The following is a 12269-nucleotide window of genomic DNA, read 5'->3' on the forward strand; positions in this document are numbered from 1 at the left end:
CATGTAAGAGATAAAGAAACCAAATTTTGACCGCACTAAGAGCACGATGAAGAACATTCGGTTTGAAGATGAGCTTTTAGAACAGATTGAAAAGGCTGCGGGCAAAGGGAATTTTAGTAAGTGGGTCAAAGAGGCTTGTAGGCTTAGGCTTTTGAGTAAGTAGCAATCAAACCTTTTTGCTAACGGTAAGGAATAATTAAATGATAAGTTTGAAATGCATAGTCCTAACTTATCATTTGTAAACATTATGAAATAAAAATTATTAATTTATTTTTAACCGAATCTACTTTTAAATTTTTGTGAACTAACTTTTCGTTGCATTTTACCATTGCAATTAGGACATAAATGTTGTTTCTCTCCATCTATTTTCCATGTGTAGTATTTTCTCTTGAAATAAGTATGGCAGATATCACATTGTCTTGGTTTTAAGATGGCTACAAGTATTGCTATTAAAATTACAGCACCTACAATCCATTCCATAACAGCTTCCCTTGAATATTATTTTAAAATAAAGGAAAGGATAACACTCACTACTAAAATCAATAAGTGATCATGTTCACATAAGGAACTTCTAGGTGGGATGATTTAATGTTGGACGTGTTTTTATTAAAAGAGTGGACGTTTTTGGCGGAAGATCACAGGAGTCGAACCTGCCCGGGAACGCTGGCGCCCCCAACTGGATTTGAAGTCCAGCCACCTCACCGGAGATGACGATCTTCCGCGCCTGCATTGCTACATGGAGGCGGGCGCATTATAGCTACTTTCAGGCATTTACCACATACCCCACACCACTTTTTTCACCGCTCTTTTGACCTCAACCCCTCTGTTTCAGCTAATTCTTAAGAAAATCCTCAGGTTAGCATTTTGTGCTCACCAACCTTTATCCCGATCACAAAAAACAAGAAACGTAATCTGCTAACCAGAAAACGCAATACCCGCTCCTGAAACAATGGTTTAAAAAACGGTAACCGGTCTCAGCGCCCCCTACAGCGTGAAGGATAAAAAGATGAGCGAAGTCCTGTCAGTAAAAGAGAAGATTGGCTACGGCATGGGAGACGCCGCCAGCCACATCATTTTTGATAACGTCATGCTTTATATGATGTTTTTCTACACCGATATTTTTGGTATTCCCGCCGGGTTTGTCGGCACCATGTTCCTGCTGGCGCGCGCGCTGGATGCGATCTCCGACCCGTGCATGGGGCTGATCGCCGACCGCACCCGCAGCCGCTGGGGCAAGTTCCGCCCGTGGATTTTGTTCGGCGCCATTCCGTTCGGTATCGTCTGCGTGCTGGCCTACACCACGCCGGACCTCAGCCTCAACGGCAAAATGGTTTACGCCGCTATCACCTACACGCTGCTGACCCTGCTTTATACCGTGGTCAACATCCCGTACTGCGCGCTGGGCGGGGTGATCACCAACGACCCGACGCAGCGTATCTCCCTTCAGTCCTGGCGCTTCGTGCTGGCGACGGCGGGCGGCATGCTTTCCACGGTGCTGATGATGCCGCTGGTGAACCTGATCGGCGGCGACGATAAGGCGTTCGGCTTTCAGGGCGGGATCGCCGTGCTGTCGGTGGTCGCGTTCCTGATGCTGGCGTTCTGCTTCTTCACCACCAAAGAGCGCATCCAGGTGCCGCCGAGCACCACCTCCATGCGGGAAGATCTGCGCGACATCTGGCAAAACGACCAGTGGCGCATCGTCGGCGTGCTCACCATCCTCAACATTCTCGCCGTCTGCGTGCGCGGCGGCGCGATGATGTACTACTGCACCTGGATAATGGGCTCGCCGGAGGTGTTTGTCGCGTTCCTCACCACCTACTGCGTCGGCAACCTGATTGGCTCCGCGCTGGCGAAACCGCTCACCGACTGGAAGTGCAAGGTCAGCATCTTCTGGTGGACCAACGCCGCGCTGGCGGTGGTCAGCGTGGCGATGTTCTTCGTGCCGATGCATGCCACCGTGCTGATGTTCGCCTTTATCTTTGTCATCGGCGTGCTGCACCAGCTGGTGACGCCAATTCAGTGGGTGATGATGTCCGATACCGTCGACTACGGCGAATGGACCAACGGCAAACGCCTGACCGGCATCAGCTTTGCGGGCACGCTGTTCGTGCTGAAGCTCGGCCTGGCGCTGGGCGGAGCGATGATCGGCTGGATGCTGGCAGGCGGCGGCTACGACGCGGCGGCCAAAACCCAGAACAGCGCCACCATCAGCATCATTGTCGGCCTGTTTACGCTGGCGCCGGCGATCTGCTACGTGCTGAGCGCCATCATCGCCAAACGCTACTACACGCTGAAAACCCCCTTCCTGACCAAAATCCTGCGCGAGCTGGCGCAGGGCGCGCGCCGCAATCAGCAGGAGTTTGAAAACCTGCCGGTCAGTAAAGAATTGCAGAACTAAGAGGACGAAAGCATGAAAATCAGTGATGGAAACTGGCTTATTCAACCGGGTCTGAACGTGACGTATCCGGTTCAGGTGTTCGACGTGGAGCAGCAGGGCAATGACCTGGTGGTGTATGTTGCGCCGCGCGACGTGCGTGAGCGCACCTGGCAGCTCGACACGTTGATGTTCACGGTGCGCCTGTTTGCTCCGCAGGAAGGGATTGTCGGGGTACGCATCGAGCACTTCCAGGGCGCGCTGAACAACGGCCCGCACTATTCGCTGAACGTTCTGAAAGACGTGAAGGTAGAGATTGAAAACAACGCCGACTTTGCCGAGCTGAAAAGCGGCAGCGTCAGCGTGCGCGTTACCAAAGGCGAGTTCTGGGCGCTGGATTTCCTGCGCAACGGCCAGCGCATTACCGGCAGCCAGCTGAAAAACAACGGCTACGTGCATGACAGCAACACCGACCGCAATTACGTGTTCGAGCGGCTGGATCTCGGCGTAGGGGAAACGGTCTACGGTCTGGGCGAGCGCTTTACCGCGCTGGTGCGCAACGGCCAGACGGTCGAAACCTGGAACCGCGATGGCGGCACCAGCACCGAGCAGTCCTACAAAAATATCCCGTTCTACCTGACCAACCGCGGCTACGGCGTGCTGGTGAATCACCCCGAGAACGTCTCGTTTGAAGTCGGCTCTGAAAAAGTCTCCAAAGTGCAGTTCAGCGTGGAAGGGGAGTATCTCGAGTACTTTGTGATCGACGGCCCGACGCCGAAAGAAGTGCTGAACCGCTATACGCAGTTCACCGGGCGTCCGGCGCTGCCACCTGCGTGGTCGTTCGGCCTGTGGCTGACCACGTCGTTCACCACCAACTACGACGAAGCGACGGTGAACAGCTTTATCGACGGCATGGCCGAGCGCGACCTGCCGCTGCACGTGTTCCACTTCGACTGCTTCTGGATGAAGGCCTTCCAGTGGTGCGACTTCGAGTGGGACCCGGTGACCTTCCCGGATCCGGAAGGGATGATCCGCCGCCTGAAAGAGAAAGGGCTGAAGGTCTGCGTGTGGATTAACCCGTATATCGGCCAGAAATCCCCGATTTTCCGCGAGCTGAAAGAGAAGGGCTATCTGCTCAAGCGTCCGGACGGCTCCCTGTGGCAGTGGGACAAATGGCAGCCGGGGCTGGCGATTTATGACTTCACCAATCCGGACGCGTGCCGGTGGTATGCCGACAAGCTTAAAGGCCTGGTGGATATCGGCGTCGACTGCTTCAAGACCGACTTCGGCGAGCGCATCCCGACGGACGTGCAGTGGTTCGACGGGTCCGATCCGCAGAAGATGCACAACCACTACGCCTACATCTATAACGAGCTGGTGTGGAACGTACTGAAAGAGACGGTGGGGGAAGAAGAGGCGGTGCTGTTTGCTCGCTCCGCGTCCGTCGGGGCGCAGCAGTTCCCGGTGCACTGGGGCGGCGACTGCTACGCCAACTATGAGTCGATGGCGGAAAGCCTGCGCGGCGGGCTGTCGATTGGCCTGTCCGGCTTCGGGTTCTGGAGCCACGATATCGGCGGGTTCGAAAACACCGCCCCGGCGCACGTCTACAAACGCTGGTGCGCGTTCGGGCTGTTCTCCAGCCACAGCCGCCTGCACGGCAGCAAATCCTACCGCGTGCCGTGGGCGTACGATGACGAGTCCTGCGACGTGGTGCGCCACTTCACGCAGCTGAAGTGCCAGCTGATGCCGTACCTGTACCGTCAGGCGGCGCTGGCCCGCGAGTTCGGCACGCCGATGCTGCGCGCGATGATGCTGGAGTTCCCGGACGATCCGGCGTGCGATTACCTCGACCGTCAGTACATGCTGGGGGATGCCCTGATGGTCGCTCCGGTGTTCTCCGAGGCGGGGGACGTGCAGTTCTACCTGCCGGAAGGCCGCTGGACGCACCTGTGGCACAACGACGAAATCCATGGCAGCCGCTGGCATAAGCAGCAGCACGATTTTATGAGCCTGCCAGTCTATGTGCACGACAACACCCTGCTGGCGCTGGGCAATAATAACCAGAAGCCGGACTACGCGTGGCACGAGGGGACAGCCTTCCAGCTCTTTAACCTGAGTGATGGCGCAACGGCGGTGAGCGAGGTGCCGGCCGCGGACGGCTCGGTGATGTTTACGCTGAAGGCGTCACGTCAGGGCGACATCGTCACCTTTACGGGCGCAGGCGAGGCGTGTAACTGGTCCGTCTGCTTGCGCAACGTGCAGAAGATCGGCGGCGTGAAGGGCGGCTCACACGCGGGCAGCGAGTGGGGCGTGGTGGTGAAAGCGGAGGAGGATGAGGTGGTGGTTCACTTCTGAGCCGTAAAATGTCCGGTGGCGCTTCGCTTACCGGACCTACGGTAATTATGCGCTCTGATGCCCTCACCCTGACCCTCTCCCACAGGGAGAGGGAACAAACATCAAAAACGGCAACAGGGTTGCCGGCTTGTTTATTGCACAGGCGTTGCAACTACGCCGCCGGTCATCGTCTGCTGCACCTGCTGTTTATCCATATTTACCGCGCTCAGCTTCCCATTCACCGTCGGCTTCAGTGGCGCATTCGCCTGCACGCTGCCGCTGGCGGTGAGCTGAATATTGCCGTCCCCCGCAATCGGCAGCGCTGGCCAGCCCCACTGCTGCAATACGTTGAGCGGTACGCCGCGCCCGTTCAGGCTCACGGTGGTTTGCCGCTGGGGCAGCTGTGACACGGTGGCGGTCGCTTCCAGGATCCCTTTCTCGGTAAAGGCGCTCAGGTCGGTAATATTTACCGTCGCGGCGTTGGCGTTCAGCGCCAGCGACGGGCGTCGCACGTCGACGCGGTTAAAGGTTGCTGCCGCGCCGTTCAGGGTTGCGTTACCGCCCCATATGCCCCATTTGCGATCTTTCGCCAGCCGCAGATTCGCGCCATAACCGTCAAGGGAGGTGATCTGCCACGGGAAGGCAGGATCGATGTCGATCACCAGGTTGCGGCTCAGGCCAAATTTTTTCAGCGTCACGCTGTTCAGCCATGTCGGGAGCGGATCCATCCACAGCGTTTTCCAGTTTTCCGGAAGCGTATATTCCAGCCCGGCAATAGCAACGTCATCCAGCACCAGCGCCTGACCCTCGCGCAGCCAGTTGCCGGAGGTGCGCACCATGCCCCCTTCCCAGCGGGAGGTGAACTGACGCAGTGCAATGCCTTGAGGCGAGAATTCCGTGTTCAGGATGGGATCAAACAGGTGCAGCGAGCCGTAAATAAACTCGCTGGCGTTCATGGATAACCGTCCCTCCTGGCTCTGCCAGTCACCTTTACTCAGGGTGAGGTTACGCAGGCTGAGATCGAGGTCGGTTACCGCCCAGTCAGGCCCCTGTAGACGGGCATCGGTCACGTCCAGCCGCCCAATCTGTAACGAAGGCAGGGTGACGATTGGGGCGAAGAAATCCAGCAGCGATTTGTCGCTCTGCATGCGGATCTCATTCAGACGCAGGGTATCAATCACCCAGCTACCGTCGGCGTTACGCTGGGCAGAGCCCGTCAGGGAGCCGCGCCCCATATCGGCGCCGAGGGTGTTAAGCACCACCTCATTGCCGTTCAGCTGCCCCTGAATCAGCACGTTATTCGCCGGTATGCCGTTGAGCGTGAGCGAGCCGGCGCTCATTTGAATGCGCGCGTTTTTCCCCAGCACGTTACCCGCCTCGGGCTGCCACGGGCTGACGCCGCCCGTGACCTTTTGCGCACTGAGATCCCACGCCGTGTTCGGGCTGTTAAAGGCCATGTTATTCAGTTGCAGACGGTCGGCCTGGAACGGCAGCGGCGCCGTCTGCGGCGATAAGTTCAGCGTGCCGTCGGACAGGGTGATGGCGTCCACGTGCAGCGGGTCGGTGATTTGGCGACTGCTTAAGCCGATATCCACCTTTTTAGCGACCAGCGTGGCCGGTTTGCCATCTCGCCCGAAGGTGACGTTTTCCAGAAGGATGTGAGAAGGGGATGAAAACCGGTGATCCATCAGGTCAAAGTTGAGCTCGTAATCGGTATTCACCGTGATCCAGCTGCTGACCTGCGATGCGCCCCAGCGGGTCTGGAGCAGAAAATAAAAGGCGAGCACTACGATGAGCAGGGCCACCAGAAGATAGATGAGCAGCTTTCCAATAAATTTCATGGTCTTCCTTCCCGCGAAACGTACATAAAGGAGTTATGCATGATTTATGCGCAATGCTCAAGGCGGGAATGGTGTAAAGAGGTGTCACGGCAGGCATTGACAGCCTGCCGTGAAGGGGGATCAGTTCTTTTCAGGCGGGAAAACGAGGTTCAGCACGATAGCGGTAATACCGCCCGCGGCGATGCCGGAAGAGAGCAGGTTTTTCACCCAGTCCGGAGCAAACTGCAAAATCATCGGCTGCTGGGAGACGCCCAGACCCACGGCGAGCGACAGCGCGATAATCATGATTGCGCGGCGGTTCAGCGGCTCGCGGGAGACGATACGCACGCCGGAGGCGGCAATGGTGCCAAACATGACCAGCGTCGCGCCGCCCAGTACCGGCTCAGGAATGTGCTGCACAAACCCGCTCACCGCCGGGAACAGCCCGAGGACAACCAGCATCAGCGCCACCACGAAGCCCACGTAGCGGCTGGCCACGCCGGTCAGCTGGATCACGCCGTTGTTCTGGCCAAAGCAGGAGTTCGGGAAGGTGTTGAATACCGCCGAGACAAACGAGTTCAGCCCGTTTGCCAGCACGCCGCCTTTGAGGCGTTTCATGTACAGCGGGCCAGAGACCGGCTGCTCGGAAACGTCGGAGGTGGCGGTGATATCGCCGATGGTTTCCAGCGAGGTGATCATAAAGACCAGCATCAGCGGCAGCAGCAGACTCCAGTCAATGCCCAGGCCGTAGTAGAGCGGCGTTGGCACGGTAATCAGCGCGCTGTTGGTCGGCGCGGTGTTTTCCGGCAGCATACCCAGCGCCCACGCCAGCAGGTAACCGGCCGCCATAGCGATCACCAGTGATGCAACGCGCAGGTACGGGTTACGCTGGCGGTTAAGCAGAATAATGATCGCCAGCACCACGCCTGCCAGCAGCAGGTTTTTCGGGGCGCCAAAGGTATGGTCACTCATTGCCGCGTAGCCGCCCCCGATGGAGGTCAGACCTACCTGAATCAGCGACAGGCCGATAATCATCACCACCACGCCGGAGACCAGCGGGGTGATCACCCGGCGCGCCAGGTGCAGAACGCGGGAGATAATCATCTCCGTGCAGCTTGCCAGCATCAGGGTGCCGAAAAGCGCCGCCATCATGGTCGGCACGTCCGCGCCGCCGGTTTTCAGCGCCGTACCGCCCATGATCAGCGGTGCCACAAAGTTAAAGCTGGTGCCCTGAATCGACAGCAAACCCGATCCCACCGGACCCCAGGCTTTAATTTGAATGATGGAGGCCACGCCGGAGGCGAACAGAGACATACTAATGATGTGCTGCGTATCCTGTGTCGGTAACCCCAGCGCCTGGCAAATCAGCAGCGCCGGCGTGATGACCGCCACGAACATCGCCAGCAGGTGCTGACAGGCGGCAAAGAGGGTTTGAGGCAGCGGGGGACGATCTTCAAGGCGGTAAATCAGTTCGCTGTTTTGCTTCTGCGCAATCGGTTGCGCATCAGAAGACTCCAGAGTGTTAACAGACATCGGCGGCAATCCCACGGTGGAAAAGCGGGCATTTTAGCTGACCACCTGGTAAAAGCAAACGATTGCCAGCAAAAAAAAGAGAGAAAATCTGCCGGTGTGAGCAGGTTTTCTACAACCCACAGGAAAAAAAAATTACACTTTTCGCGCCGGCGGCTCATGACGAGCATCACCCGGCCCAGGATAACGCCGCGGGTGTATGGAACACGCGCATAACAGGAGCCTTCTATGATTCATCTCGATACGTTGTCGACCCTTGTTGCCGCAACGCTGGTTCTTCTGCTTGGTCGCAAGCTGGTACACAGTGTTTCCTTTCTGAAAAAGTACACCATTCCTGAACCCGTCGCCGGTGGATTGCTGGTGGCGCTGGCCCTGCTGGTGCTGAAAAAAAGCATGGGCTGGGAAATCGATTTTGATATGTCCCTGAAAGATCCGCTGATGCTGGCCTTCTTTGCCACTATCGGCCTGAACGCCAACCTGGCAAGCCTGCGTTCGGGCGGCAAGGTGCTGGGCGTGTTTCTGATTGTCGTGGTGGGCCTGCTGCTGATGCAAAACGCCATCGGCATCGGTATGGCGTCGCTGCTGGGGCTGGATCCGCTGATGGGTCTGCTGGCGGGGTCGATTACCCTGTCAGGCGGCCACGGAACGGGCGCGGCGTGGAGCAAGCTGTTCATCGAACGCTATGGCTTTGAAAACGCAACGGAAGTGGCGATGGCCTGTGCGACCTTTGGTCTGGTGCTTGGCGGCCTGATTGGTGGGCCGGTGGCGCGCTATCTGGTGAAACACTCCACCACGCCGGAAGGCAGACCAGACGATGAAATGGTGCCGACCGCGTTTGAAAAACCGGACGTTGGCCGCAGCATCACCTCGCTGGTGATGATTGAAACCATCGCCATGATTGCCATCTGCCTCACCGTGGGCAAAATCGTTGCGCAATGGCTGGCAGGAACGGCGTTCGAATTGCCAACCTTTGTCTGCGTGCTGTTTATCGGGGTGATCCTGAGTAACGGTCTGGCGCAGATGGGCTTCTACCGCGTCTTTGAACGCGCGGTGTCCGTGCTCGGGAACGTCAGCCTGTCGCTGTTTCTGGCGATGGCGCTGATGAGCCTCAAGCTGTGGGAACTGGCCTCGCTGGCGCTGCCGATGGTGGCGATTCTGGCGGTTCAGGCCGTATTTATGGCGCTGTATGCCATCTTTGTCACCTGGCGCATGATGGGCAAAAACTACGATGCGGCGGTGCTGGCGGCAGGACACTGCGGGTTTGGACTGGGGGCAACGCCAACGGCCATCGCCAACATGCAGGCGATCACCGAACGGTTCGGCCCGTCGCACATGGCGTTTCTGGTGGTGCCGATGGTGGGCGCATTCTTCATTGATATCGTCAACGCGCTGGTCATTAAGCTCTACCTGATGCTGCCGATGTTTGGCTGACCGTCAGGCGTTGGAATACCGCTCGGTTTCCGGCATCCAGCGTTCAATCAACGCTGCCGCCTGTTCGGGGTAGCGTTCATGAATATGGCGCGCAAGGCGTTGTACTTCGGGGATCATGGCCTGATCGCGCAGCAAATCCGCCACTTTAAACTCGGCGTTACCCGTCTGACGCGTGCCCAGCAGTTCGCCCGGGCCGCGGATCTCCAGATCTTTTTGCGCAATGACGAAGCCGTCATTGCTGTCGCGTAAGACCTGCAACCGCATCTGCGCGGTTTTCGACAGCGGGGCTTTGTAGAGCAGTACGCAGTGAGAAGCGATCGCGCCACGGCCCACGCGGCCTCGCAGCTGGTGGAGCTGCGCAAGACCCAGGCGCTCCGGGTTCTCAATAATCATCAGGCTGGAGTTTGGCACGTCCACGCCCACTTCAATGACCGTCGTGGCGACCAACAAATGCAGCTCACCCTGCTTGAACGACTGCATCACCGCCTGCTTCTCGGCGGGCTTCATGCGCCCGTGCACCAGACCAACGTTCAGCTCCGGCAGGGCGAGCTTCAGCTCTTCCCACGTGGCTTCGGCGGCCTGGGCTTCCAGCAGCTCAGACTCTTCAATCAGGGTACAGACCCAGTAAGCCTGGCGGCCTTCCTGCGTGCAGGCGTTGCGCACACGGTCAATAATGTCGCTGCGGCGTGTGTCCGGAATGGCGACCGTGGTCACCGGCGTACGGCCCGGCGGCAGTTCGTCGATAGTGGAGGTATCCAGATCGGCATAGGCCGTCATCGCCAGGGTGCGCGGGATAGGCGTGGCGGTCATGATCAGCTGATGCGGATGGAAGCCCTGTTGCAGACCTTTTTCCCACAGCGCCAGACGCTGATGCACACCAAAGCGATGCTGTTCGTCGATAATGACCAGCGCCAGGCCGTTAAACTGCACCTGTTCCTGGAAAATAGCGTGCGTGCCGACAATCATCTGCACCTGCCCGCTCGCAATGGCTTCCTGCTGCGCAAGGCGCGCTTTGCCCTTCTGCTTCCCGGCCAGCCAGCCCACTTCGATGCCCAGCGGGGCGAACCAGTTACGGAAATTGGTGGCATGCTGTTCGGCCAGCAGTTCCGTCGGTGCCATCAGCGCCACCTGCTTGCCGTGGGCGATGGCGCGTAACGCGGCCAGCGCGGCGACCAGCGTTTTACCGGAACCGACATCGCCCTGCACCAGACGCATCATCGGCACATCAAGCGCCATATCGCGTTCGATCTCGGCAGTGACCCGCGCCTGTGCGCCGGTGGGTTTAAACGGGAGTGAGGCCAGCAGCTTATCTTTAAGTTCATCGCGCTGGCTTAATGGCTGCGCGTGGAAGCGCTGCGCACCTGCGCGCAGTGCCAGCATGCTCAGGTTATGAGCCAGTAATTCCTCAAGGATAAGACGCCGTTGAGCGGGGTGTTTACCGCTTTCTAAATCAATAAGCTGAAGCGTTGGCGGTGGACGGTGCAGGGTGCGCAACGCCTCCGGCAGGCTCATCATGCCCTGCGCCAGCTCCGGTGGCAGCAGCTCGTTAATGGCGCAGGTATCGAGCAGCTCAAGCGCCTGGTCGGTGAGCTTGCGCAGCGTTGCCTGCTTGATGCCCTCGGTGGTCGGATAGACCGGCGTGAGCGTCTCCTGTAGCTCAGGTGAGCTAAGATCGCCCTGCACGCGGTATTCCGGGTGGATCATCTCCGCGCCGTATTTGCCACGTTTCGCTTCGCCGTACGCGAGCACGCGTCGTCCCGTGGCAAGGCTGTTTTTCATCGCCGCGCTGAAGTTGAAAAAGCGCAGGGTAAGAATGCCGGTCCCGTCGCTGATCTGGCAGGTCATCATCCTGCGTCCGCCAAAGGTGATGTTGCAGTTCAGCACTTCCCCTTCAACGGTGGCATAGATGGCAGGCAGCAGATCGCCAATCTTATAAAGCTGGGTGCGGTCTTCATAACGCAGGGGGAGGTGGAGCAGGAGATCCTGCACGGTGTGCAGGCCAATTTTGGCCAGTTTACTGCTTTGTGCCGCGCCCACGCCCGTCAGGCTGTTGAGCGGTATGGCGTCCAGCAGGCGGCCTTTCATCTTTTACCCTGCGTACTGCATGGCGGACCACCACTCGGCATCGGCTTCAATTTCGCCCTGCGCGTTGACGTGGGGGTAAGGCAATTTCTTCTGCTTCGCAACGCGAGCCAGCACTGGATAGCCACCTTCAAACAGCAGGCGCTGCTGCTCATCTTCCGGCAGCATGCTGTTGCTGCGCTCGTACATTCCGGCGTTCTGACGCTGGCGCTGCGCTTCGTACAAAATCAGCGCAGAGGCGACCGACACGTTGAGCGACTGGACCATGCCGATCATCGGAATGATGATGTCCCGATCGGCCAGTTCCAGAGCTTCCTGCGTGATCCCCGTTTTCTCCTGGCCCATTAAAATACAGGTTGGACGGGTATAGTCGATCTCACGGAAATCCACGGCTTTAGCAGAGAGGTTGGTTGCCAGAACCTGCATACCGCGCCCTTTCAGGTGCGAGACCGCTTCACCAATGCTCTGGTGCGTTTTAACGGATACCCAGCTGTTGCTGCCTGCGGCGGTGGAGGCCATGGTACGCATACGCGCGCCCGGCCAGACGGCGTGTACTTCATGCACGCCGACGGCATCTGCGGTGCGAACGATAGCAGAGACGTTATGAGGTTTATGGACCTGCTCCATGCAGACCGTCAGATCAGGCTGACGCCTGGCGAGCATTTCGCAGATTCGCTCGTAACGTTTTGAATTCATAA

General features: G+C 58.2%; 9 protein-coding genes and 1 tRNA gene. 4 read left to right on the forward strand and 6 right to left on the reverse strand.

What is annotated here, in order from left to right:
* The first annotated feature begins 46 nt into the window (after positions 1 to 46).
* A complete protein-coding gene (locus A3466_RS23265; RefSeq protein ID WP_120286605.1) occupies positions 47 to 163 on the forward strand; it encodes a YlcI/YnfO family protein in 117 nt (38 codons plus the stop codon).
* 110 nt (positions 164 to 273) lie between these two features.
* Here A3466_RS23265 and A3466_RS22675 read toward each other — a convergent pair whose 3' ends face one another.
* Together A3466_RS22675 and A3466_RS20470 are read right to left on the reverse strand one after the other, a co-directional pair.
* On the reverse strand, positions 274 to 480 hold the full coding sequence (locus tag A3466_RS22675; protein WP_071788007.1) for a hypothetical protein: 207 nt from the start codon (positions 478 to 480) through the stop codon (positions 274 to 276).
* A 145-nt stretch (positions 481 to 625) separates the two neighbouring features.
* Positions 626 to 720 (reverse strand) — tRNA-Sec (locus A3466_RS20470).
* 286 nt (positions 721 to 1006) lie between these two features.
* Here A3466_RS20470 and A3466_RS20475 point away from each other — a divergent pair.
* Together A3466_RS20475 and yicI are read left to right on the forward strand one after the other, a co-directional pair.
* The gene (locus A3466_RS20475; protein WP_063452124.1) at positions 1007 to 2398 is read left to right on the forward strand and encodes a glycoside-pentoside-hexuronide family transporter; all 1392 of its coding nucleotides are present in this window, start codon (positions 1007 to 1009) and stop codon (positions 2396 to 2398) included.
* 12 nt (positions 2399 to 2410) lie between these two features.
* Positions 2411 to 4729, forward strand: a complete 2319-nt coding sequence (gene yicI / locus A3466_RS20480) for an alpha-xylosidase (RefSeq protein WP_063452125.1) — start codon at positions 2411 to 2413, stop codon at positions 4727 to 4729.
* 131 nt (positions 4730 to 4860) lie between these two features.
* On the opposite strand, the gene A3466_RS20485 is transcribed toward yicI, so the two are convergent.
* The gene (locus tag A3466_RS20485) at positions 4861 to 6549 is read right to left on the reverse strand and encodes an AsmA family protein (RefSeq protein WP_063452126.1); all 1689 of its coding nucleotides are present in this window, start codon (positions 6547 to 6549) and stop codon (positions 4861 to 4863) included.
* 120 nt (positions 6550 to 6669) lie between these two features.
* Entirely contained in the window at positions 6670 to 8061 is a 1392-nt protein-coding gene (locus tag A3466_RS20490) for a nucleobase:cation symporter-2 family protein (protein WP_063452127.1), read from the reverse strand.
* A 225-nt stretch (positions 8062 to 8286) separates the two neighbouring features.
* Between A3466_RS20490 and gltS the strand changes: the two genes are divergently transcribed.
* Positions 8287 to 9489, forward strand: coding sequence for a sodium/glutamate symporter (gene gltS, locus A3466_RS20495; protein WP_006812438.1), 1203 nt, complete (start codon positions 8287 to 8289; stop codon positions 9487 to 9489).
* Between the two features lie 3 nt (positions 9490 to 9492).
* Here gltS and recG read toward each other — a convergent pair whose 3' ends face one another.
* Positions 9493 to 11574: an ATP-dependent DNA helicase RecG gene (gene recG / locus A3466_RS20500; RefSeq protein ID WP_063452128.1), complete on the reverse strand. Its 2082-nt coding sequence runs from the start codon at positions 11572 to 11574 to the stop codon at positions 9493 to 9495.
* A gap of 3 nt (positions 11575 to 11577) precedes the next feature.
* Positions 11578 to 12267: a tRNA (guanosine(18)-2'-O)-methyltransferase TrmH gene (gene trmH, locus A3466_RS23550; RefSeq protein WP_063452129.1), complete on the reverse strand. Its 690-nt coding sequence runs from the start codon at positions 12265 to 12267 to the stop codon at positions 11578 to 11580.
* Between the last annotated feature and the right edge of the window lie 2 nt (positions 12268 to 12269).

This window comes from Enterobacter genomosp. S, from assembly GCF_001631805.1.
Classification (GTDB): Bacteria; Pseudomonadota; Gammaproteobacteria; order Enterobacterales; family Enterobacteriaceae; genus Enterobacter; species Enterobacter quasihormaechei.

Coding starts and splice junctions, on each gene's coding strand:
- A3466_RS23265 (WP_120286605.1), top strand. CDS start 47: ATGAAGAACATTCGGTTTGAAGATGAGCTTTTAGAACAGATTGAAAAG.
- A3466_RS22675 (WP_071788007.1), bottom strand. CDS start 480: ATGGAATGGATTGTAGGTGCTGTAATTTTAATAGCAATACTTGTAGCC.
- A3466_RS20475 (WP_063452124.1), top strand. CDS start 1,007: ATGAGCGAAGTCCTGTCAGTAAAAGAGAAGATTGGCTACGGCATGGGA.
- yicI (WP_063452125.1), top strand. CDS start 2,411: ATGAAAATCAGTGATGGAAACTGGCTTATTCAACCGGGTCTGAACGTG.
- A3466_RS20485 (WP_063452126.1), bottom strand. CDS start 6,549: ATGAAATTTATTGGAAAGCTGCTCATCTATCTTCTGGTGGCCCTGCTC.
- A3466_RS20490 (WP_063452127.1), bottom strand. CDS start 8,061: ATGTCTGTTAACACTCTGGAGTCTTCTGATGCGCAACCGATTGCGCAG.
- gltS (WP_006812438.1), top strand. CDS start 8,287: ATGATTCATCTCGATACGTTGTCGACCCTTGTTGCCGCAACGCTGGTT.
- recG (WP_063452128.1), bottom strand. CDS start 11,574: ATGAAAGGCCGCCTGCTGGACGCCATACCGCTCAACAGCCTGACGGGC.
- trmH (WP_063452129.1), bottom strand. CDS start 12,267: ATGAATTCAAAACGTTACGAGCGAATCTGCGAAATGCTCGCCAGGCGT.